20 protein-coding genes are annotated in these 23,115 nt (G+C 63.8%); 11 read left to right on the top strand and 9 right to left on the bottom strand.

What is annotated here, in order from left to right:
• The first annotated feature begins 4 nt into the window (after positions 1-4).
• Positions 5-946, top strand: a complete 942-nt coding sequence (locus FW796_RS22045) for a class I SAM-dependent methyltransferase (protein ID WP_446440026.1) — start codon at positions 5-7, stop codon at positions 944-946.
• Positions 947-2,094: 1,148 nt separating this feature from the next.
• On the opposite strand, the gene FW796_RS22040 is transcribed toward FW796_RS22045, so the two are convergent.
• The 5 genes from FW796_RS22040 to FW796_RS22020 form a co-directional block, all read right to left on the bottom strand.
• Positions 2,095-2,553 (bottom strand): GNAT family N-acetyltransferase, encoded by a 459-nt coding sequence (locus tag FW796_RS22040; RefSeq protein ID WP_404939397.1) that lies wholly within the window; start codon positions 2,551-2,553, stop codon positions 2,095-2,097.
• Between the two features lie 137 nt (positions 2,554-2,690).
• Positions 2,691-3,809 carry an agmatine deiminase family protein gene (locus FW796_RS22035; protein ID WP_446440025.1) on the bottom strand — a complete coding sequence of 373 codons (1,119 nt, stop codon included), beginning with the start codon at positions 3,807-3,809 and terminating at the stop codon, positions 2,691-2,693.
• A gap of 147 nt (positions 3,810-3,956) precedes the next feature.
• Positions 3,957-5,078: an extracellular solute-binding protein gene (locus FW796_RS22030; RefSeq protein ID WP_404939393.1), complete on the bottom strand. Its 1,122-nt coding sequence runs from the start codon at positions 5,076-5,078 to the stop codon at positions 3,957-3,959.
• Position 5,079: 1 nt separating this feature from the next.
• Complete coding sequence (gene aguB, locus FW796_RS22025; RefSeq protein WP_346636122.1) at positions 5,080-5,988, bottom strand: N-carbamoylputrescine amidase; 909 nt, start codon at positions 5,986-5,988, stop codon at positions 5,080-5,082.
• A complete protein-coding gene (locus FW796_RS22020; protein ID WP_446440024.1) occupies positions 5,985-7,043 on the bottom strand; it encodes an agmatine deiminase family protein in 1,059 nt (352 codons plus the stop codon). The genes aguB and FW796_RS22020 overlap by 4 nt, the downstream gene beginning before the upstream one ends.
• Before the next feature lie 137 nt (positions 7,044-7,180).
• Between FW796_RS22020 and FW796_RS22015 the strand changes: the two genes are divergently transcribed.
• Together FW796_RS22015 and FW796_RS22010 are read left to right on the top strand one after the other, a co-directional pair.
• Positions 7,181-8,050 carry a LysR family transcriptional regulator gene (locus tag FW796_RS22015; protein ID WP_404939389.1) on the top strand — a complete coding sequence of 290 codons (870 nt, stop codon included), beginning with the start codon at positions 7,181-7,183 and terminating at the stop codon, positions 8,048-8,050.
• Positions 8,051-8,199: 149 nt separating this feature from the next.
• Entirely contained in the window at positions 8,200-8,775 is a 576-nt protein-coding gene (locus FW796_RS22010) for a LysE family translocator (RefSeq protein ID WP_446440135.1), read from the top strand.
• A gap of 22 nt (positions 8,776-8,797) precedes the next feature.
• On the opposite strand, the gene FW796_RS22005 is transcribed toward FW796_RS22010, so the two are convergent.
• Complete coding sequence (locus tag FW796_RS22005) at positions 8,798-9,679, bottom strand: LysR family transcriptional regulator (RefSeq protein WP_446440023.1); 882 nt, start codon at positions 9,677-9,679, stop codon at positions 8,798-8,800.
• Between the two features lie 224 nt (positions 9,680-9,903).
• On the opposite strand from FW796_RS22005, the gene FW796_RS22000 reads away from it, so the two are divergent.
• From FW796_RS22000 to FW796_RS21990, 3 genes are all read left to right on the top strand, one after another.
• A complete protein-coding gene (locus FW796_RS22000; protein WP_346636117.1) occupies positions 9,904-10,614 on the top strand; it encodes a FadR/GntR family transcriptional regulator in 711 nt (236 codons plus the stop codon).
• A gap of 106 nt (positions 10,615-10,720) precedes the next feature.
• Complete coding sequence (gene lhgO / locus FW796_RS21995) at positions 10,721-11,914, top strand: L-2-hydroxyglutarate oxidase (RefSeq protein ID WP_346636116.1); 1,194 nt, start codon at positions 10,721-10,723, stop codon at positions 11,912-11,914.
• A 153-nt stretch (positions 11,915-12,067) separates the two neighbouring features.
• Positions 12,068-13,396 carry an MFS transporter gene (locus FW796_RS21990; RefSeq protein WP_346636115.1) on the top strand — a complete coding sequence of 443 codons (1,329 nt, stop codon included), beginning with the start codon at positions 12,068-12,070 and terminating at the stop codon, positions 13,394-13,396.
• A 38-nt stretch (positions 13,397-13,434) separates the two neighbouring features.
• Here the strand turns inward: FW796_RS21990 and FW796_RS21985 are convergent, their stop codons facing one another.
• From FW796_RS21985 to mqo, 3 genes are all read right to left on the bottom strand, one after another.
• Positions 13,435-14,217, bottom strand: coding sequence for a DeoR/GlpR family DNA-binding transcription regulator (locus tag FW796_RS21985; protein WP_346636114.1), 783 nt, complete (start codon positions 14,215-14,217; stop codon positions 13,435-13,437).
• A gap of 68 nt (positions 14,218-14,285) precedes the next feature.
• Positions 14,286-15,008: a GNAT family N-acetyltransferase gene (locus FW796_RS21980; RefSeq protein ID WP_446440022.1), complete on the bottom strand. Its 723-nt coding sequence runs from the start codon at positions 15,006-15,008 to the stop codon at positions 14,286-14,288.
• Positions 15,009-15,272: 264 nt separating this feature from the next.
• Positions 15,273-16,910: a malate dehydrogenase (quinone) gene (gene mqo / locus FW796_RS21975; RefSeq protein WP_404939383.1), complete on the bottom strand. Its 1,638-nt coding sequence runs from the start codon at positions 16,908-16,910 to the stop codon at positions 15,273-15,275.
• Between the two features lie 726 nt (positions 16,911-17,636).
• Here mqo and FW796_RS21970 point away from each other — a divergent pair.
• The 5 genes from FW796_RS21970 to FW796_RS21950 all read left to right on the top strand — a co-directional run bounded on the left by FW796_RS21970 (position 17,637) and on the right by FW796_RS21950 (position 23,105).
• A complete protein-coding gene (locus FW796_RS21970) occupies positions 17,637-18,131 on the top strand; it encodes a PaaI family thioesterase (protein ID WP_404939381.1) in 495 nt (164 codons plus the stop codon).
• Between the two features lie 168 nt (positions 18,132-18,299).
• A complete protein-coding gene (locus FW796_RS21965; RefSeq protein WP_346636110.1) occupies positions 18,300-18,806 on the top strand; it encodes a sigma-70 family RNA polymerase sigma factor in 507 nt (168 codons plus the stop codon).
• Positions 18,803-19,780 carry a FecR family protein gene (locus FW796_RS21960; protein WP_446440021.1) on the top strand — a complete coding sequence of 326 codons (978 nt, stop codon included), beginning with the start codon at positions 18,803-18,805 and terminating at the stop codon, positions 19,778-19,780. Before FW796_RS21965 ends, FW796_RS21960 begins: the two co-directional genes overlap by 4 nt.
• A 91-nt stretch (positions 19,781-19,871) precedes the next feature.
• On the top strand, positions 19,872-22,304 hold the full coding sequence (locus FW796_RS21955) for a TonB-dependent siderophore receptor (protein ID WP_404939377.1): 2,433 nt from the start codon (positions 19,872-19,874) through the stop codon (positions 22,302-22,304).
• Between the two features lie 105 nt (positions 22,305-22,409).
• A complete protein-coding gene (locus tag FW796_RS21950) occupies positions 22,410-23,105 on the top strand; it encodes a hypothetical protein (RefSeq protein WP_346636107.1) in 696 nt (231 codons plus the stop codon).
• The last annotated feature ends 10 nt before the right edge of the window (positions 23,106-23,115 follow it).

Below are 23,115 nucleotides of genomic sequence, written 5' to 3'. Positions count from 1 at the left end.
CGTGATGACCCCTCAAGCCCTCGCCACCCTCAACCAGCACCTGCTCATTGCCCTGGCCGCCGCCCCCGCCGAAACCCGGCGCCTGTTCCATGGCCGTGGTCGCTGCTGGCCGGGGTTGGAGCAACTGACCGTGGATTGGCTGCAAGGGGTATTGCTGGTGTCCCTGTTCAAGGCGCCGGAGCCTGAACAGCTCGCGGCCCTCAAGCTGCTGCTGGTGGATCTGGGCGACACTGCGCAATGGACCGCCTGCGGCGCCCGCAGCCTGATGCTGCAACACCGCTACCTGCCCGACAGCCATGGCGAATGGCTGCTGGGGCAGCCGGTGGACTTCTGCACCATCACCGAGGAAGGCCTGCGCTACCAAGTGGACCTGGGCAGCAAACAGAACAACGGACTGTTCCTCGACATGCGCTACGGGCGCAACTGGGTCCGGGCCCAGGCCCGGGGCCAGAACGTGCTCAACCTGTTCGCCTACACCTGCGGCTTCTCGGTAGCGGCGATCGCCGGCGGTGCCGAGCGGGTAGTCAACCTCGACATGTCCCGAGCGGCCCTGAGCCGCGGCCGCGACAACCATCGGCTCAATGGCCACGACACCAGCCGAGTGAGCTTTCTTGGCCATGACCTGTTCAAGTCCTGGAGCAAGGTCAAGCAAGGGGGTCCTTACGATCTGGTGATCATTGATCCGCCGTCGTTCCAGAAAGGCAGCTTTGTCCTGAGCAAGGACTATGCCCGTGTGCTGCGGCGCCTGCCGGAACTGCTGACCGCCAACGGCTGCGTACTGGCCTGCATGAACGACCCGGCGTTTGCCGTGGAGTTTCTGCTGGAGGGCGTGGCCGAGGCCGCGCCGGGGCTGCGCTTTGAACAGCGGCTGGAGAACCCGCCGGAGTTTCCCGATGCCGATCCGCAGTGTGGGCTCAAGGCGCTGGTGTTTCGTCAGGGGGAATAGAGCGGCCATCGCTGCTGGGAAGGGTGATGTATCCGTGGCTGCGGATGCGGCTGCTTAGGGTTTTGCGCTTACGGCGAGGCTGGCGGGGTACATATCCGTTGCTGCGGTAACGGCCGCTGACGGTTTCGCCCTTACGGCGAGTCACTTTTACCAAACGCCGGAGTGCCGGCCCAGCGAAAAGTAACCAAAAGGTCTTGCCCCTCCATGGGGCCCCTCGCTGGAGCTCGGGGTGCCCTCTCTCCGGCTGGGAAGGGGCCTGAAGATCAAGATCAAAAGCCAAGCGCGTGTTACGCGCTGTCCGTAGGAGCCGGCTTGCCGGCGAAGAGGCCCGAAAGTCATGCAGCGACCTGGAGGACGCCTTCGCTGGCAAGCCAGCTCCTACAGCAGGCAGATAGACCGTGCAGTTTCCCGTAGGAGCCGGCTTGCCGGCGAAGAGGCCCGTGAGACATGCAGCGCCTGGGCGGGCGCCTTCGCTGGCAAGCCAGCTCCTACAGCAGGCAGATAGACCGTGCAGCTCACTGTAGGAGCCGGCTTGCCGGCGAAGGGGCCCGTGAGACATGCAGCGCCCAGGCCGACGCCTTCGCTGGCAAGCCAGCTCCTACAGCAGGCAGATAGACCGTGCAGTTCCCCGTAGGAGCCGGCTTGCCGGCGAAGAGGCCCGTGAGACATGTAGCGCCTGGGCGGGCGCCTTCGCTGGCAAGCCAGCTCCTACAGAAACGCACCCATCCTTAGCTTCAGGCCGGCCGCAAGGCCGCCGTCGCGCTCTTGATTTTGATCTTGATCTGAGCGCCCCGTTAACCACGATGGCCGAACGCAGGCATTGAGCCGTGGGTAACCCGGCAGGGATGCCGGGTTAGCCGCCACCCGGCCAGGGATGGCCGGTGGCGGCGGCCCACGGATCAATGCCTTCGTTCGGGCATGCCGAGCCTAGGCGAGGCACCGAGTGGAGGGGCAAAGCGTTTTGCTTACTTTTGTCTGGGCCGGCATTCCGGATTTTCAAAAGTGAGCCGCTGTAAGAGCGGAACCGTAAGTAGTCGCACCCGCAGTACCGGATATGTACCCCCCCCCCCCCGCTGTAAAAGCGCAACCCGAAGTGGCCACACCCGCATCACCGGATAGGTACCCACCCAGCAAAGCCCCCCTCCGCCTCACAACCCCATCCGATACTCAATGACCCCAGGCTTCTGCGCCACCCAGTCATACAACCTCTGCGCACGCTTGTTGCTCTCCTGGGTATGCCAGTACAACCGCCCGCACCGCTGTTCCCGGGCAAAGGCCTGGACCCACTCGATCAACAGTTTCCCCGCACCACTGCCCCGCACTGCCGGGGCTACATACAGATCCTCCAGATAACAGAAGTCGGTTACCGCCCAGGTCGAACGGTGCAACACCGAGTTGACGAAACCGATCAGCTCATCGCCCTGCACCGCCACTGCTGAAAACACCGGCTCCTGCGGATCGCAGAAACGCTCGAAGGCAAGCACGCTGACCTGCTCGTCCAGCGTCACCTGATAGAAGTCCTGATACGCCAGCCACAACTGCAACCACTGCTGATAATCGCCAGGCTGAATCGGCCGTATCGTCACCGCGTGTTGTTGAACATCCATTGCGCTCTCCTTTCGAAAACCCACACCAGGCTCAAGCCCTGGGTGGTGAGGAGCGCCAGCTTATGGCCTGAATGGAGGGTTTGATCAGTCCAGTTCAATCGTAAAGAGCAGACCACTTCTGCCGCCGTCTTCGAACCTCACACCTCGGGCTGCTGGTGGGTCACGCAGTGGATTCCCCCGCCTCCCGCCGCGATGGCGTCGATGTCCAACTGCACCACTTGCCGCCCGGGGTACAGGCTCTCCAGCAGGGCCAGGGCCTTGGCGTCCGCCGCCGGATCGCCGAACTGCGGGGAAATCACCGCGCCATTGATCACGAAGTAGTTGATGTAGCCCGCGGCAAAATCGTCGTTGCCCCGGCTGAAGCGCGTCTTGCGCGGGTTCAGCGGCGGCGACAGGGGGTGCACCTGCAGCTTGCGACCATCGGCATCGGTGGCATTGCGCAGGATCTCCAGGTGCTTGAGGGTCACCTGGTGGTCGTAGGAGTCCGGGTCGTTGTCGAGGTTGGCCACCACCACCCCGGGCCTGACGAAACGTGCATAGAAGTCGACATGGGCATCAGTGATGTCCCGGCCCTTGATCCCCGGCAGCCAGATGATCTTGCGCAAGCCGAGACAAGCCTTGAGTTCAGCCTCTACCTCAGCCTTGCTCCAGCCCGGATTGCGGTTGCCGTTGATCCAGCTGCTTTCGGTCATGATCCCGGTGCCGTGGCCGTCCACCTCGATACCGCCACCCTCGCCTACCAGCTCGCTGCGCAGGTACCGGGCATCGGCGGCGTCGGCCATTTTCCGCGCCAGCCGGGCATCCCGGGCGTGGCGCTGCTTGTTGCCCCAGCCATTGAAGTTGAAGTCCACCGCGCCCAGTTGGCCCTGGGAGTTGGTGACGAAGTTGGCGCCGATATCGCGCATCCAGATATCGTCCAGCTCGGTGATCACGTAGCTGATGTTGTGCGTCCCGCACAGTGTTTCGGCCAGGTCGCGCTCCTCTTCGCGGCAGAACAGGGTCAGGGGTTGATGGACGGCGATGGCCCGGGCGATGCGCCCCTGGGCTTGCTGGACATCAGAGGTGAAGTCTTCCCAGATCGCGTCCTGGGCGCCAAAGGCCATGAAGGCCCGCTGCTGGCGGTCGCCTTCGTCGGGCAGGTACCAGTCGTCCTGCTCCTGGGCTCGGGCTTGGCGGGAGCCCAGGCCCAGGCTGGTCATGGCGGCGATTCCGGCCAGCAGCGAGGCCTGTTTGATAAGTTCACGTCGGGTGGGCATGGGGCAATTCTCTGGGTGGGGTTTGCTGAAGGGGGTACAGAATCAGGCGAGGTGCTCACGGACGCCTTCGCGGGCAAGCCTGTTCCTACCCGGACATTGTAGGAGCCGGCTTGCCGGCGAACCGCACCGCGGCCTGCCGGCCCGGGTTCAGGGGGTTGGTGCTGTCGCTGTCTTGAACTTGGTCCAAGCGCGCATCCGGGCGCGCATGTCGGCCTGAGGGATGTCCCGGCCGGGGATCAGGCGTTCGAAGCTGGCTGGGTCCGGGTAGATGTCCGGGTTGTCGCGCATCTGCGGATCGACAGCGGGGCGGGCCTTGGCATTGGCCGTGGGATAGCCGGTGGAGTTGCTGATGGCCGCCATGTTCTCCGGGCGCATGACGAAGTTGATGAAGGCATAGGCGTACTCCGGGTACCGGGCGTCCTTGGGGATCGCCATGGTGTCCATCCACACCGTGGTGCCTTCACGGGGGATGCGGTACTGGAAGTCGACCTTTTTCCCCGCGGCATCGGCAGCACGCTGGGCCTGGGTCATGTCGCCGCTGTAACCCAGGGACAGGCACAGATTGCCGTTGACCAGATCGGTCACTGGCTGCGACTGGAACTTGCGGATGTAGGGCCGCAGCTTGCCCAGCAGTTCGCCGGCGGCCTGCAGATCCGCCGGCTTGGCGCTGCGGGGTTCGCGCCCGAGGTAGTTGAGCGCCACCGCCAGCACTTCATCCGGCGAGTCGATGACCGAGATCCCGCAGTCGGCAAACTTGCTCGCCAGTTCCGGCTTGAACAGCAGGTCCAGGCTGTTCACCGGAGCATTGGGCAGGCGCTCGGCGACCTGCTGTGCGTTGTAGGTCAAGCCGATGGTGCCCCAGGTGTAGGGCACCGTCGCCTGGCTGGCACGGGGGTACTGGGTACGCAGTCTTTGCAAACCCGGTTCGATGTCGTCCTGGCCGCTCAGCTTGCTCGGGTCCAGGGTCTGCAGGCTGCCGGCGCGCATCAGCCGTTCGGCCACGGTGTCGCCGGGGAAGATCAGGTCGTAGCCGCTGCCGCCCGTCATCAGCTTGGCCTCCAGCACTTCGCTGCCTTCCATGACGTCGTAGATCACCTTGATCCCGGTTTCGGCGGTAAAGCGACTCAGGGTATCGGCGGCGAAATAGTCGGCCCAGTTGTACAGGCGCAGGGTCTTGTCCTCGGCTTCGGCCCGGGCCTGGGTCGATACCAGGGTTGCGGCAAGCAACCAGCCGAGTGCCTGCAAGCGGGGTTTGCCAGTCGGTTGCATGTCATGCCTCCCGGGTATTCCAGTGGGGGTGGATGTGTTGTCCATCGAGGCTCAGCAGGGGTCGGTACATCTCCGGGCGCCGGTCACGGAAGATGCCCCAGGTGCGGCGCTCCTCGGCCATGGCCGCCAAGTCCAGGCTGTGCAACAGCACCCCATCGGTCGTACGGTCGGCCTCGGCCAGCAGGCGGCCCTTGTGATCGCAGATAAAGGAGGAACCATAGAAATCCATATGCAGCGCCGGATCGCTGGTGGCGACTTCGCGACCGATGCGGTTGGCCGCCACCACTGGCAGCAGATTGGCCGCAGCATGTCCGCGCATGGTCATCTGCCAGTGGTCCCGCGAATCCAGGTCAGCCGCTCCCGGCTCGGTACCGATGGCCGTGGGAAACAGCAACACCTCGGCCCCTTGCAATGCGAGGCAACGGGCGGTCTCAGGGAACCACTGGTCCCAGCAGATGCCGATCCCCAGGCGCCCGAAAGCCGTGTCCCAGACGCGGAAACCAGTGTCGCCGGGGCTGAAGTAGTCCTTTTCCTGATAACCCACGGCGTTGGGAATATGGGTCTTGCGGTACACCCCCAACAGGCGTCCGTCGGCGTCGGCGACGCTGAGGGAATTGAAGTAGGCCGTACCGGCCCGCTCGAACCAGCTCAGGGGCAGTACCACCCCCAGCTCCCTGGCCAGGGCGGCGAAGCGCTTGAGTACCCGGCTGCCGGCATAGTCCTCGGCCAGGGCCAGGTGCTGGTGCTGTTGCTCGATGCAGAAGTACGGCGTGGCGAACAGTTCCTGCAGAAGGATGACCTGGGCACCTTGGGCCGCCGCTTCCCGCACCCGTTGTTCGGCGCGATCGAGGTTGCCCGGCAGGTCCCAGGTGCAAGGCATCTGGATGGTAGCGACGATCAACCGGCTCATGCCTGTACCTCCAGCGGCCACAGCGGCTGCTGCTGGGTGATGCAGTGCACGCCACCGCCGCCATGGGCCAGGTGGTTGATCCGTACCGGCACCACTTCCCGCCCGGGAAAAGCCCGGGCCAATACCTGGGCCGCCTCTTGGTCGGCGGCGATGCCGTAGGCCGGCATGATCACCGCGCCATTGGCCAGGTAGAAGTTGGTGTAGGACGCGCAGAACACCTCGGCCCGAGCGTCCACTGCGGCACTGGCCTCGAACAGCTCGATCAGCTCGAAGCGGCGCCCCTGGGCATCCCGCGCCAGCTCCAGGGCTCGACGGTTCTCGCGCACCACTTCGGCGTACACCGACTCCTGATCATGAGTAGCATCCACCAACAACACCGCCGGGCGCGCGAAGGCGCACACCCCGTCGACATGGCCGTCAGTCATGTCGCCGGTGACATGGTCCGGGTCCCCCGGGAGCCAGATGGTCTTCTGCACCCCCAGCAAACGACTGAAGACGTCCTCGATCTCGGCCTTGCTCAGGCCCGGGTTGCGATTGGGGTTGAGCAGCACCGACTCGGTGGTGATCAGGGTGCCCTCGCCGTCCACGTGGATGGCCCCGCCTTCGTTGGCCAGCGGGCTACCGAAACTGGGCAGCCCCAGCTCGTCCAGCAGGCGCCGGGCCAGGCTGCGATCCAGGTCGTGGGCCGACTTGTCGCCCCAGGCATTGAAGCGCCAACTGACCCCAGCCAGTCCCTGCTGCGGATGACAGATAAAGCTCGGCCCGGAGTCGCGGCACCAGCTGTCATTCACCGCCTGGGGAATCAGCTGGATATTGCCGCCGCACAGCGCGCGGGCACTGTCCAGGGCCGCCGGGTCCACCACCAGTTTCACCGGCTCGAAGCGGGCAATGGCCTTGGCCACCCGGGCGAAATCCGCCTGCACCTCGGCCAGGGTCACGCCCCAGACCGACTCCCACAGGGCCTGATTGTGGGGCCAGACCATCCAGGTCGCGGCGTGGGGCGCCCACTCGGCGGGCATTCTCCAACCCTGGGTTTGACTGTGATTGCTCGGCATGGGCACTGCACCTCTCAAGTAAGGTTTTGTTATCAATCGACCGACAGGGTCGAACCATGGCGCCCATGCTATGGCTTTGAAAAAACCTCAACAAACGATAGATTTAGCGCATTTCTGATCAGTCAGGCTTATCAATCATGTTAAAACACTGGCCTCCCCTGAATGCCTTGCGAGGCTTCGAAGCCGCGGCGCGCCTGGGCAGTTTTCACCAGGCCGCGCAAGAACTGCACCTCACCCAGTCGGCCATCAGCCAGCAGATCCGCAGCCTGGAAACCTTCCTCGAACAGCCGCTGTTCTACCGCAGCGGCCGCAGCGTCACCCTCACCGACGCCGGGCATGACCTGCGCAGCACCACCCAGTCGCTGCTGCAGCAACTGGCGGTAGGCATCCGCCGCCTCGAGCAGTACCGCAAGCCCAACCAGTTGGTGGTCAACACCAGCCCGGCCTTTGCCCGTCACTGGTTGCTGCCACGCCTGGGGGAGTTCCATCGCCTGCACCCCGAGGTGGACCTGTGGCTGTTCACCAGCTTCGAGCCGCCGGACATGAGCACCCAGACCATCGACCTGACCCTGCGCGATGACCTCAGCGCTCAGGCCGAGTGCAGCTATCTGGAGCTGTACCGCGACCGCCTGTACCCGGCCTGTCATCCGTCCCTGCTGGAGCAGCCCCGGGAGCTGCGCACCACCTTGCATGGCGAACGGGAAATGGACTGGAGCCACTGGGTGGTGGAAGGCGGTGCGGACATCGGCCAGCGCAGCAACGGCCTGAACTTTTCCGATCCCGGGTTGCTACTGGACGCCGCCTGCTCCGGTCACGGGATCGCCCTGGTCAGCCAGTTGCTGGCGCAACAGGCGCGCCGTCAGGACCTGCTGGTACCCCTGTGCGAACAGAGCGTGCGCGGCCCGACCTGGGCCTGGCTGGTTCATCGGGACAGCGAGAGCAGTGCGCTGACCCGAAGCTTCTGTGAGTGGTTGCAGGGAGCGCTGCAGCACGCGAACGAGGACTGAACACCGACTTGCAAAACCGCTTTCCATTCCTGGCGGTAACCTCGGCCACGGTGGCGTCTTAAGCTGACGCCGGTGCAATCCGCACCGCCCTTGAGGAGCCTTGCGTGCTACCTGTATCCGACATCAACTGGCCGCTGTGGCTGTCCACCATGCTGCCCATGGCCCTGAGCGCCGGACCCGGCAATCTGATGGTGGCCAGCTCCGGCGCCCAGAGCGGCGTGCGCCGCTCCCTGCGCTTTATTCTCGGGCTCGACCTGACCTATCTGCTGCTGGCCCTGCTGGTGGGGTTGGGGCTGTATCACAGCCTGGCGAACCAGCCGCAGTTGCTGTGGGGGCTGCGGGTCGCCGGCAGCCTGTACATTTTCTGGCTGGGCCTGCGCCTGTTGCTGCGGCCCTTGCGCAAGCCCGGCGAGGGCGCCGGGGCACTGCAGTTTCGTGACGGCGTGATACTGCAACTGGGCAATGTGCAGGGCCTGGTGATGCTGCTGGTGATGTTCTCCACCTTCAGCTCGGGCACCGATGCAGGTAGCGCCGTGGTGGCGCTGCTCAGCGTTGCATTGATCGCCGTGAATCTATTCGGGCACCTGCTCTGGGCCTGCCTGGGTGCAAGCCTGCAAGGACTGCTGCGCAGCCGGCCACGCTTGCTGCTGGCACAGAACGCCCTGTTTGGACTGATATTGATGACGGTGGCGATCTGGATCTTTCTGCGCCAGGGCACTGCCTGACCCGGGCCGAGGACGCGCTCCCTCACTCCCCGTGCAAGCCGTGGCGCGCCAGCAACTCGCCGAGAAACTCCACCACCCGATCAACCCGCTCCTGGCCCTGGGTCGCCAGGTTGCGCAACAGCCAGATATCCGCCCGGTGCGGCGCCATCTGCGGCAACACCCGGCACAAGCCCAAGGGTTCAGCGATGTAGGCCGGCAAGGCGGCGATCCCCAGGTCCGCCTGTACCGCCTTGAGCTGCGCCTCCAGATTGCCGGTGCGCATCCACAACGGCTGGCCGCCGCTGAGCTGGTCCAGCCAACGGGCCAGGGGCATGTGCGCCAGGGACTCGTTCCAGCCGATCAGCGAGTGCTGGCGCAACTGCCCGGGGTCGTCGGGACAACCCTGGGTGGCCGCATAACCCTGGGAACAGAACAGCGCCTGGGTCAGTGCGCCCACCCGGCGCAGAGTGAAGTTGCCGGCTTCGGGACGATGCAGGCGCAACAGCACATCACTGTGACTCTGGGTCAGCTTCACCGAGCGCGCCGAATTGACGAAATCGAAGCTGATCTGCGGGTGGCGTGCGCGAAACTCCGCCAGGGCGGGAATGATCAGGTGAGAGCCCATCAGCTCCGGGCAGTCAATACGCACCACCCCCGCCATGCGCGCACCGGGCTGGGACATCTGGCGCTCCATCAGGCGGAAACGCTCCTCAGCCTCAAGCGCCATGGGCAACAGGGCCTGGCCGGCCTCAGTGAGAAAATAGCCTTGGGTGTTCTTCAGGAACAACAGCGTGCTCAACGCCTCTTCCAGCATCAGGATCTTGCGCGAAACCGTCGACGCGGACACCTTCAGCGCCTGCCCTGCATCGGTGATGTTGTTGGCGTTGGCCACGGCAATGAAAATCCGCAGATCATCCCAGTTCACGCGTACCTGCCCTATCCATGAATACCCAAGTCCGGAATCTTATGCGAAATCACTCGCCCGGCGCCCGGGGTTTTACGCAGCACCATCGAGCTGGAGTCCAGGCAACGTCTGATACCTCGGAGCGCGTCCCTAGCGGCCGGCGATAGCGCTGCCCTGTGGGTTTTTCTTGACAGCGAAAAATCCCAACGGCTATTGTCTGACAACCTGACTACCAAGGTTTCTCCATGCTTGAACTCCAGCGTCCCGACTCTCTCGTTGTGCGTGTGGTCAATGCGATCCGCACCGAGATCGACTCCGGCCGCCTGGCTCCCGAGTCGCGCCTGCCCACTGAACAGCAACTGGCCGAGCAGCTGAATGTCAGCCGCTCGGTGGTGCGTGAAGCCATTGCCCAGCTCAAGGCCGATGGCGTGCTGATCGCCCGGCGCGGCCTGGGGTCGTACATTTCCAAGACCCCGGCCGGCACGGTGTTCCGCTTCCCCCAGGCCGATGGACGCCTGCCGGATCTGGCGCAGATGTTCGAGATGCGCCTGTGGATCGAAACCCAGGCCGCGTCGATTGCCGCCCAGCGCCGCGATGCTGCCGATCTGCAGCGCATGCAGGACGCCCTGCAGGAAATGCACGACAAGCGCAGCGATTTCGACGCCGCTGCCTTGGCCGACGTGGAGTTTCACCGGGCCATCGCCGAAGCCAGCAAGAACGACTATTTCGTGGCTTTCCATGACTTTTTGCGCAGCCAGTTGGCCAGCGCCCGCAAGACCGCCTGGGAAAACTCGGCGCGGCGTCAGGTCGGCGGTTCCGCCGATGCGGCCCAGGAACACCAGGCGCTGTACCAGGCCATTGCCGCCGGCGATCGCCAGGCCGCCGCCGGTTGTGCCGATGCTCACTTGCGTGCCGCGGCCAAGCGCCTGGGCCTGGAGTTGCCTACTCTCGATTGAACACAGCTACAGACCGCAGGCAACACGCCTGCGTTTTTGTCGGCCTACTTAGTCTGACAACCTGATAACCAGACCTGAAACGTATTGATCCAAGGTACCCAGAACCATGATTTACGACTTTTGCATCATCGGCGGCGGCATCGTCGGACTGGCCACGGCCATGGAGATCCTCAAGCGCCAGCCCGGCGCTTCGCTGGTGATCCTGGAAAAGGAAAACGTCCTGGCCAAGCACCAGACCGGGCACAACAGCGGGGTGATCCACGCCGGTATCTACTACGCGCCCGGCAGCCTCAAGGCCGATCTGTGCAAGCGCGGCGCCGAGGCCACCAAACAGTTCTGCAGCGAGCACGGGATCAAGTTCGAGGTCTGCGGCAAGGTGCTGGTGGCGTCCAATGCCCTGGAAGTGCAGCGCATGGAGGCCCTGTACCAGCGCTCGCAACAGAACGGCCTGAAGGTGGAACGCCTGGACGCCGAGCAACTGCGCCAGCGTGAGCCGAACATCGTCGGCCTCGGCGGGCTGTTCCTCGACGCCACCGGCATCGTCGACTACCGCGAAGTCTGCGAAACCATGGCCCGGGTGATCCGCCGCGACGGCGGAGAAATCTGCCTCAGCCAGACCGTCACCGCGATCCAGGAGAGCGCCGACAGCGTCATGGTCAACAGCCATGGCGGCAGTTGGCAGGCGAAGAAACTGGTGGTCTGTGCCGGGCTGCAATCGGATCGCCTGGCGACCCTGGCCGGGGTCAGGATCGACCACCAGATCATCCCCTTTCGCGGCGAGTACTTCCGCCTGCCGGCCTCGAAGAACAACATCGTCAATCACCTGATCTACCCGATCCCTGATCCGGAGCTGCCGTTCCTCGGGGTGCACCTGACCCGCATGATCGACGGCAGCGTCACCGTCGGCCCCAACGCGGTGCTGGGTCTGGGCCGGGAGAACTACAAGAAGTTCTCCATCAACTGGCGTGACGTGGCGCAATACGCCAGCTTCCCCGGTTTCTGGAAAACCATCTGGCAGAACCTGGGTTCCGGCACCACCGAGATGAAGAATTCACTGTTCAAGTCCGGCTACCTGGAGCAGTGCCGCAAGTACTGCCCGTCCCTGGAGGTCTCCGACCTGCTGCCCTACGAGGCGGGGATTCGCGCCCAGGCAGTGATGCGTGACGGCAGCCTGGTGCACGACTTCCTGTTCGCCCAGACCCCACGCATGTTGCACGTATGCAACGCCCCCTCGCCCGCCGCCACGTCGGCGATCCCCATTGGTTCGATGATTGCCGACAAGATTTTCAAGGCCGACTGAAACACAGCGCATCACGCCTTCACATTCAGCGCTCCGGCACTGTCTGCGGGGCGTCGTGCCGTCGCAATAAACCGCCAGCCCCGCTCCAGGGCCGGCAGGGCAAGACCCGCGTCAACTCGACAATAAATACAATGATCCAAGAGGATGTACACAATGAGCGCAGTTGAAACCAGCAGTACTGCAGCGGAAACCCCACAACAAACCAAGAAACGCCTGCGCAAGGTGGCGGCGGCCACCATCTTTGGCTCGATGCTGGAGTGGTACGACTTCTACCTCTACGCCACCATGGCGGCCATCGTTTTCTCGAAGATCTTCTTCGATAACAGCAACCCGAAAAGCGCCACGCTGATGGCCTTCTCCACCTTTGCCATCGGCTTTATCGCCCGTCCCTTCGGCGGCATCCTGTTCGGCTACCTGGGGGACAAGTTCGGCCGCAAGCAGGTGCTGGTGCTGACCTTCTGCCTGATGGGCGTGTGCACCGCGCTGATCGGCCTGATCCCCAGCTACGCCTCCATCGGCATCTGGGCGCCGATCCTGCTGGTGGCGATCCGCATCATCCAGGGCCTGGGGGCCGGCGCCGAACTCTCCGGCGCTGCGGTCACCTCCTATGAACACGCCAGCGAAGGCAAGCGCGGCAGCCAGGGTGCCTGGCCGGCGCTGGGGCTGAACCTGGGCCTGCTGCTGTCGTCGCTGACCATTTACCTGCTGACCATCAACGGCAACGACTTCCTGCTGGCCGGCGGCTGGCGCATTCCCTTCGTGTGCAGCATCGTCCTGGTGGCGGTCGGCCTGTGGGTGCGCAACAGCATTCCGGAAACTCCGGAGTTCAAGGAGCTGAGCAAGGAGAGCCAGAAGGCCAAGGCCTCGCCCCTCAAGGCGCTGTTCAAGAACGACCTCAAGGGCCTGGCGGTGGTGTTCTTCGTCGCCATTGGCTACAACGCCCTGAGCTACATCTTCAAGACCTTCTCCCTGGCCTACCTGACCCAGTACAAGAATGTCGATGTGCACGTCACCTCGCTGTCGGTGACCATCGCCAGCCTGATCGCCATCGTCGCCGTGCCCTTCTTCGGCTGGCTCTGCGACAAGTGGAGCAGCAAGACCGTGCTGATTCTGGGCGGAGTGTTCTCGCTGCTGTTCGCCTACCCGTTCCTGGCCCTGCTCAACACCGGCGAGAGCCTGATGATCTACATCGCCATCGGTGTCGGTACCGGCATCCTGGCGCCGATGATGTTCGCGCCCCAGGGCTCGTTCCTCAGCCGCCAGTTCCCCACGGCCACCCGTTCCTCGGGCTTTGGCACCGGGCGCGAGATCGGCACCGCCATTGCCGGCGGCCTGGCGCCACTGGGGGCCCTGTCCCTGGTGACCGCCTCGGCCACCCACTCCACCGACGGCGTGGTGATCATTCTCGCGGTCGCCGCCGTGCTGGTGATGGTGTTTGCCCTCTTCGACCAGGGGCGCAAGCACTCGGCGTTCAAGAACTGACAGCCCGTTGAGCCGTCCGCAGGCCATCCTGGGGCAGCTCAGGCCAGCAGCACCTCGATCCCCAACTGGCGATAACCTTCGACATCCATCTCGGGCACTTCCCGCTCGGTCACCAGCCGTTGCAAGCGGTTGCACGGCGCCACCACAAAGGGCTCCATGGCGCCGAGCTTGTCGGCGGTGGTCACGGCAATCACCTGGGCGGCACTGTCGAACATCGCCTGCTTGATCGGCACTTCGTCGAAATGCAGGGAGCTGATGCCAATCTCCGGGTGAATCGCACAGACCCCGGTGAACATCAGATCGGCCTTGATCCCCTGGATCATCCGTAGCGCTTCATGGCCGCTGGCGGACAGGGTCGCCGGATTGAGCTGGCCACCCGCAAGGATCACCTTGACCTTGGGGTATTCGGCCAGGGCCACGGCAATCATTGGCGAGGCAGTAACTGCAGTCAGGCTGATATTGGCGGGCAGGGATTGGGCGATATGCAAGGTGGTGGAGCCGGAATCGAACAGCACTGTCTGGCCGTCCCGCACCCATTGCACGGCAAACTGCGCCAGGCGCAGTTTCGCCTCACTGGTTTCGCCCAGCCGGGTGAAGTAATCCTTGCCGCTGTCCTTGGGCCGCGGCAGCGCACCGCCATGGACCCGTTGCACCAGGCCATTGGCATCCAGCTCGGCGAGGTCGCGGCGGATGGTGTCTTCTGAGACCGCAAAGTGCCGGCTCAGCTCGGCGGCCATGACCTTGCCGTCACGTTCCAGCAGTAGAAGGATCTTTTGTCGACGCAGGGAGGGCAGCTCGGCTGCCGGGTGCAGGTTTTGCATGTTCTTGCCCGTTTTTGCCTGTTTTCGCGAGATTAGCCATGCCCTATCGCGAACACAAGCAGGCGCGGTCAGGAGATCAACTGTGGGGGGCGCGCGTTGTACAGCGCCGCCTCACCCAGGCGCTCGCGCACCAGTGTCTGGGCCTGGCGGGTCATCTGATCCAGCTGGCGGTCGCGCTTTTTCTCCGCTTCCAGCATGGCCTTGCGCCCGTGCTGGGCCAGCAGGTAGGTGTGAATCTGCCGTACTTCCACCGATTGGTAGATCGGTGCCACATCCAATACCGCCAGCAAGCCATCGCTGCCATGGTCTCGGGTATTCATCAGCACTTGCGGACCGCGGGCGCCCAGCACCTGAAAGCCCAGGGCCTCGAAACACTCCACTTTGGCCACGTGACACGCCAGCTCGGCATGGGGATAGCGGGCACGCAGCGTCTCCAGCATCTGCCGGGCAATGCCCTGGCGCCGATGACTTTGCAGCACCGCCATGTAGGCCACGGCGCAGGCCTGGGGGTCGTCCTTGACCGGCAGATACAGGGTAAAACCCAGCACCTTTTCGGGGTCCTGGCTGTCGCTGGCCACCAGCAGTTCCACCTCGATATTTCGCGAACCGTCCATGGCCTGCAGGTACAGATGCACCTCGTAGCCGACGCCGTACTGGTACAGGTTGTACAGCGGGTTGCTCGGGGCAATGGCCACCGCGCTGATGTCGCTGATGTAGTCCACGACCATTTGCTGGATCTGGCTCTGGATGGCTTCGGGCGGCGGGGCTTGGAACAGGGTGATGCTGGACATCGAGGCAGTGACTCCGAGGATTGAGGCGTGCCCGCAACGGCGGGCGCGGCAATCATACCGCGTCACGGGAAGGCACAGGCAGACAACAAGACGCTCGAGTCGGGCTCAAGCCTCATTGAGAAAGATAAGGAGATGCTGCTGCAGAGATACCGGCAAGACCGGCCGGTTGCGACGACATCAGGGATATCGCCGCACCCATGCAAGATACGGCTGCACGATGGCAGCCGCTGTGCCCCGTCCGACGAACGCGGACGGGGCCGAGGCTTACAGCGCCATGTCGGCCGCTGGGTTGCTCTGTGGCTTGGCCATGCTGGCCGGAGCCTGAGGTGCAGCACCCTTGACCGGTGGAGGCGTGGTCAGTTGCAGCACTTCGGCGGTGTAGGCCCATTCTTTGGCCACACGCTCAGGGCTGTCGTTCAGGGCAGTGCCGTAGCTCGGTACGATCTGGTGCAGTTTTTCCTGCCAGGCCGGGGTCGCCACTTTGTCCTTGAACACCTTCTCCAGCACGCTGAGCATGATCGGCGCGGCGGTCGAGGCACCTGGGGAAGCGCCCAGCAGGCCGGCGATGCTGCCGTCCTGGGAAGCGACGATCTCGGTGCCCAGTTTCAGCACGCCGCCCTTCTCTTCGTCCCGCTTGATGATCTGCACGCGCTGACCGGCTTGCCACAGGCGCCAGTCTTCTTTCTTGGCGTTGGGGAAGTATTCCTTCAGGGCGTTGAAGCGGTCGTCATCCGACAGCATCAGCTGGCCGGCCAGGTATTCCACCAACGGGTACTGTTCGATACCAACTTTGGTCATCGGCCAGAAGTTGTGGGTGGTGGTGCTGGTCAGCAGGTCGAAGTACGAACCTTCCTTGAGGAACTTGGTGGAGAAGGTGGCGAATGGGCCAAACAGGATGACCCGCTTGCCGTCCAGCACGCGAGTGTCCAGGTGCGGTACGGACATCGGCGGAGCGCCCACCGAAGCCTTGCCGTAGGCCTTGGCCAGATGCTGCTCGGCAACGCTGGCGTTCTCGGTCACCAGGAACGAGCCACCCACCGGGAAGCCGGCGTATTCGTTGGCTTCAGGAATGCCCGACTTCTGCAGCAGGTGCAGGGCACCGCCGCCGGCGCCGATGAACACGAACTTGGCGTCGGTTTCGGTTTTCGAACCGTCTTTGAGGTTCTTGTAGGTCACGCGCCACGAGCCGTCTTCATTGCGCTCGATGTCCTGCACTTCGCTGGACAGCTTGAGGGCAAAGTTCGGCTGGGCCTGCAGGTGGGCGACGAACTGGCGAGTGATCTCGCCGAAGTTGACGTCGGTGCCGATCGGGGTCCAGGTCGCAGCGATCTTCTGCGCCGGATCACGACCTTCCATCATCAGTGGAACCCACTTCTTGATCTGCTCGGCATCTTCGGAGTACTGCATGCCGCTGAACAGCGGGCTGGCCTGCAGGGCCTCGTAGCGGGCCTTGAGGAACTTGATGTTGTCATCGCCCCAGACGAAGCTCATGTGCGGCGTGGAGTTGATGAACGAACGCGGGTTCTTCAGAACGTCGTTCTTGACCTGCCACGACCAGAACTGGCGGGAAATCTGGAACGCTTCGTTGATCTCGATGGCCTTGGCGATCTCGATCTTGCCGTCCTTGCCTTCCGGGGTGTAGTTCAGCTCAGCCAGCGCGGAGTGACCGGTACCGGCGTTGTTCCAGCCGTTGGAGCTTTCTTCAGCCACGCCATCCAGGCGCTCGACCATCTCCATGGACCAATCGGGCTGCAGCTCATTGAGCCAGACCCCGAGGGTCGAACTCATGATGCCGCCACCGATCAGCAGCACATCCACTTTCTTTGGCTCAGCCGCGTGCGCGGACGTGAGGCCTATCGACATCGCCAGCCCGATCAGGGCCGTGTTCACTTTCTTCAACATTCTGTAGTACCTACGATAGAACGCCATCCGCCGCCCCATCCTCGATCCTGCGAACTCAGTGCATTGCGAAACAGGCATTTCGCAGGTCCTGGATGAACGCATTCAAAAGAACTGGAGGGTGGGCACACAAGGCCGACGAGACTGGCTCGACCTCAGTTTTATATCGCTCCGGCGCTGACTTCTTGTCGTTTTTGGCTTCAGCTACTTGAGTGACACTTGTTTCTCAGGACACGTCACGGGACGCAAACCAACGGGCAATAACGCCCCACTCCTTTCACCGACACCGGACTGGGCTCGACGCACAACACTGACACCCGTCTACACGGGGCCAGCAGGACAAAGAAGGGTCGGGGTCAACCAAAGGAGGTAGACGAACACTGCCTGACATTGCATTCGGCGAGTTTGCCCAGACACTCCCGCACGCTTGCAAGGACCCGATCAGGCCACTTGAAGCAAAGCATAGGGGAGGTATTTCTGCACAAACGATGAACCGATTCAGCGCAAGAATATCATTACGGCATCAGCCTGTCTTGGCCGGAGCGGCTGCCCCGGCCCTCGGAAAAACCGCGACGCACTACGACACTCGCCACAATCAATGCGTCACAAAGACGCTGGCCGGCCGCTACGCCGCGGCACTGCACTGAGCCTTGGCGGTCAGCAATGGCACAGGCATCATGGCCGATCGCAAGACCTGCCAGACCATCGTCAAGGACAAGAAGAACAACCATGCACGAGACTTCCCTGCAAGACACTACCGCCCCCGAGGGCGTCTGTTTCGGCTGCGGCAGCAGCAACCACCACGGCCTGCACATCAAGAGCCACTGGCATGCAGACGGCGTGCACGTGGTCGCCGAGCACCTGCCCGATGCCAAGTACTGCGGCTGGCCGGACCTGGTCTACGGCGGCCTGATCGCCATGCTGGTGGACTGCCACTCCAACTGGACCGCCATGGCCTACCACTACCGCAACGAGCAACGGGAACCGGGCAGCCTGCCGCGCATCGATTGTGTCACCGGCAACCTGGGCATCAAGTTCATCAAGCCCACCCCCATGGGCGTGCCCCTGACCCTGCGGGCCAAGGTCGAGGGCGAAGTGGGGCGCAAGAGCCGGGTGATCTGTGAGGTGTATGCCGGCGATGTGCTTACCGCCATTGGCGATTCGGTGTTTGTCCGGGTCGATACCGGACAGTTGGCCGCCGCCGCTCATGGTCGTGAAAGCTGATCGGACAGCAGCCCCGCACCTGAGATTGGCAGGCGTGCCGAGCCACTCCTGCCCCTCCATAGCGCCATGACCGGCGAGGACTTCAGCGCTCACAGACAACGATTGCGGTCCTCCGGCGCGCCCCTGCACTATTGAGAACGATTCACACTCACATCTCGGCAGGCAACGGTGCATTCATCTTCGAGCAACAAGCTGGGCTTCTTTTTCAGCGACCATCACCGTTGGCTGCTGCAGCATATTCACAGCCGCCTGGGCAACCGCGCCGACGCCGAAGACACCGCCGCCGACACCTTCTGCCAGTTGCTCGCGGCCGAGGTCGACCCGGACAGCATCGAGCAGCCACGGGCCTACTTGTCCACCATCGCCAGGCGATTGATGTTCGATCGACATCGCCGGCGCCAGCTGGAACAGGCCTATCTGCAACGCTTGTCTGCCCTGCCGGAACTGCTGGCACCCTCCCCCGAGGAACAGTTGCTGCTGGTCGAGGCGCTGGTGGCCATCGACCGGGCGCTGGACGGTTTGCCACTGATCGTCAAGACCGCGTTTCTCTACAGCCAGCTCGATGGCCTGAGCTACGTGGCCATCGCCCGCAAGCTGGAACTGTCCGAACGCACCGTCAGCCGCTACATGAAACAGGCCTTGCGCCAGTGCTACCTGAGTGAGCTGGCCCTGTGAGCCGGCAACCCCTGGACCCGCTGACCGAACAGGCCATCGACTGGATGGTGCGGCTGCGCGCCGGCGACCCGGACCCGCGCCTGGAGCAAGCCCTGGCCACCTGGCTGGCCAGTGACCCGGCCCACGCCCAGGCCTGGAATCACCTGCAAGAACGGCTTGGCACCTCATTCAATACCTTGCGTGCTCTCGACCGACGCCTGCCGGGGCAGGCTGGCGAAGCCCGACAACTGTTGCTCAGCCCCCACCGCTCACGGCGCCAACTGTTGCGCGGCCTGGCCGGACTCGGCCTGCTGGGCGGCGGCCTATGGCTGGGAGCCCAGACTCGTTATGGCGAAACCCTGCTGGCGGATGTCAGCACCGGCCGCGGCCAGCGTCGGGACGTCACCCTGGCCGACGGCAGCCGCCTGAGCCTGAACGCCGACAGCGCTGTGGACCTGCGCTTCGACGACCAGCAACGGCTGGTGATCCTGCGCCATGGCGAGTTGCTGATCCAGGTTGCCGCCGACCCGCGGCGGCCACTGCGAGTGCGCACCGCCCAGGGCCAGGTCCAGGCGTTGGGCACCCGTTTCCTGGTGAGCCAGGAAGCCGGCGCCACCCGGGTCGTCGTGCTGGAGCACTCGGTGCGGCTGCGCCTGCTGACGGGCGATGAACGCGACCTGCAACAGGGGCAGGCCGCCCTGCTGCACTCCGAACGTATCGAACTGCTGGAGCAGGATCAGCGCTATCGCGGCGACTGGCTCAACGGTCGCCTCAACGTACTGGATGACTCCCTGGAGCAGGTGATCGCCGCCCTGCGCCCTTACTGCCGGGGCTACGTGCGGGTAGCCCCGTCGGTCGGCCATCTACGGGTGCAGGGCGTGTTCCCTCTGGATCAGCCGGAACGGGCCCTCAGCGCCCTGGCGGAGACCCTGCCGATCAGGATCGATCGCTACAGCCCCTGGCTCACTCTGATCCGCCCGCGGAACCGAGAATGAGTATTTTTTTGAAAATCACTCTTATTTGTGTCCGGTTTTCATTTCTCATCCCACCTATCTCCTGACACGCCAACACAATCAGGAGAATTCCGTGCGCAACCCTTGGTTCCATGTCCTTCCCGCTGCCTTCGCCGTGGCTGCCCTGAACAGCCAGGCCCAGGAGCAGCTCCAGTCGTTCAACTTGCCGGCGGCCCCCCTGGCCGTGACGCTCAACGCCATCGCTGGCCAGAGCGGCGCCGTGCTGGCCCTGGAACCGGCGCTGGTGCAAGGCAAGCAAGCCCCAGCGGTGATTGGCCGGATGACCGCGCTGCAGGCCATGCACAGCGCGCTGGTTGGCAGCGGCCTGCAACTGAAGCTCACCGTCAGCGGCCACTACAGCGTCGAGCCGCTACCGGCCGACGGTGCCCCCGTGCAACTGGGCACGACCAGCATCATCGAGAGCGGGTTCGACACCACCACTGAAGGCTCCGGCTCCTACGCCGCACGTGCAGTGACCATCGGCAAGGGCACCCACAGCCTGCGGGAGATTCCCCAATCGATCACGGTCATGACCCGCAAGCAACTGGATGACCAGGGCCTGACCGATCTCAAGGCCGCGGCCAACCAGACCACCGGCCTGGTGGGCGTGCAAGGGGTGGGCAAAGGCATGATCCTCTCCTCCCGCGGCTTCCAGATCGACGACTGGCAATACGATGGCGTGCCGATCCCGCGCAACACCTATTCCCTGGGCAACTGGGCGACCCAGGACCTGATCTTCTTCGACCGCCTGGAAGTGCTGCGCGGTGCCTCGGGGCTGCTGCAGGGCACAGGCAGCCCGGGGGGCGCGATCAACCTGGTGCGCAAGCGCGGCCAGAACACCCCGACCGTGACCCTGACCGGCAAGGCCGGCTCGTGGGATCACTATGGCCTGCAACTGGACGCCGGCGGCCCACTGAATGCCGCCGGTACGGTCCGCGGGCGCGTGGTGGCCGATGAGGACCAGAGCGATTCGTTCATCGACAAGCAATGGAGCAAGACCCACTCACTGTACGGGTCCCTGGACTTCGATCTGAGCGACGACACCACCCTGGGCCTGGCTGCCAGCCGCTCCGAGGCCGAATCGCGGCCGATGCTCCGCGGCTTGCCGCGCTATGCCGACGGCAGCACGGTGAACCTGCCGCGCTCGACCTACAGCGGCGCGCGCTGGAACCACTCGCAGATCAACGTCACCACGCTGTACGCCGACCTGGAGCACCGCTTCAACCAGGATTGGACCTTCAAGGTCGGTGCCGTGCGCATGAGCGAAAGCAACGACTCGATCCAGCAACGCATCCAGACCACCCTTGAGGGCGTCAACCCCGACGGCAGCGGCTTGCAGTACGCCGACTGGGTCACCGACTTCGACAACACCAAGATCGGCCTCGACATGAACCTCACCGGGCGCTTCGAGGGCCTGTCCATGGAGCAGGAAATCACCCTGGGCGGCAACTACTCGAAACTGACCACTGACGACGTCTTCGCGCGCACCTTCAACAATGGCGGCAACATCTTCGCCATCGACCACGATCGGCCGAAGATCAGCTACGACAGCCTGCTCAATACTCCCGGCGGACGCGGCACCCACAGCCGCTACGATGTCCGCCAGAAAGGCCTGTATGGCAGTTGGCGGATCAAGCCCATGGATGACCTGACCCTGGTGCTGGGTTCCCGGGTCAGCTGGTATGACTACCGCTACGACGCCACCAACTACCAGGCCATCAGCCACAAGGGCACCGCGGACGATCCGTCCACCATGACCGACAGCGGCGAAGTCACGCCCTACGCCGGCATCGTCTACGACCTGAGCCGCGAATGGTCGGTGTATGCCAGCTACACCGATGTGTTCGAGCCGCAGACCGCACGCACCGCCAGCGGCTCGGTGCTGCAACCGGTGATTGGCAGCAACTATGAAGTCGGCCTCAAGGGCGAACTGCTCGAAGGCCGGGTCAACACCTCCCTGGCGCTGTTCCGCTACGACCAGAAGAACCGTGCCGTACAGGACACCGCCTCGGGCTACGCCTGTGACGGCTGGTACTGCTCCACCGCCTCGGGCAAGGTGCGCAGCCAGGGGCTGGAAGCCGAAGTCAGCGGCGAAGTGGTCGATCGTTTGCAGCTGTTCGCCGGCTACACCTACAACACCACCACCTTCCTTGAAGATCCGAAGGATCAGGGTCGAGTCTTCAGCCAATGGACTCCCAAGCACATGCTGCGGGTATGGAGCGACTATCGCCTCGACGGCGACTGGAGCCGGGTCAGCACCGGCCTGGGCTTCACCAGCCAGAGCCACACCCTGGGCTATGAACGCAGCTACAAGGTGCCGGGCTACACCGTCTGGAACGCCCGCATCGCCTATCAGTTGAACGACGAGGTAAGCCTGGCACTGAACGCCTACAACCTGTTCGACAAGCACTACTACATCTCTGGCTACAACCAGTTGGATGGCAACAACAACTTCGGCGATCCACGCAACTTCATGCTCAGCGTGAAGTACACACCGCAGTTCTGAATCGGCCGTGTCGCAGCGCCCCTCCCTGCGGGCGCTGCAGACAGCGCCGGGCTTTTGTATGATCCGCCCTCGCCCCGCCCCTTCCTGAGGACGTTTCATTTGAGCATGGACATTCAAGACATCCAGCGCAGCCTGGCAAGACCCGCGCTAAAACTCGTCGCCGGCGGCTTTCGCCCCACCCAGGCCATGGATGAAAGCTGGCTGGGCCGCGTCTTTCTGTTTCGCGAAGACGAAGAGTTGCCGCGCAACGGCGCCGGTGAAACCCTGCTGCCCTTTGCCCAGCTCTATCTCCCTAGCCTGCCCTTTCACAGCCCGCTGCTGGAAGGCGTGCGGGTGCTGAGCGTGTTTGTCGCCAACCCCTTCCCCGAACCCTTGGAACCCATGGGCGAACGCTGGCTGATCCGCGAATACCGCGACGACGAGGTACTGGTGCACAAGGAACTGGCGGCTCCCGGAGCCTTCCTCAAACCCCTGCCGATCAAAGCCGAAGCCGTGGCCGAGGACTTTCCGCTGTGGGACGGTGGCGGCATCCCCGATGAGGTGGAGCAGGCCATTCTCGACTTGGAACGCAGTGGCCGGATCGAGTGCTACTACGACCTGATCAGCCACTGCTATGAACACAAGCTGGGGGGCTATCCGTCCTACTGCCAATCGGGGATCGATGCCGGGGACGGTTTCGAGTTCGTGATGCAGATTGCCTCCGACGCCAAGATCGGACTCAACGTGGTGGACGGCGGCAAACTGATGTTCTGGAAGCATCGCGACACGGGGGAATGGGCGCTGTACTTCGACTTCTATTGAGACCCGCCGG

The organism is Pseudomonas sp. 910_21 (genome assembly GCF_052850735.1).
This window is presented reverse-complemented; position numbering and strand designations above follow the sequence as displayed.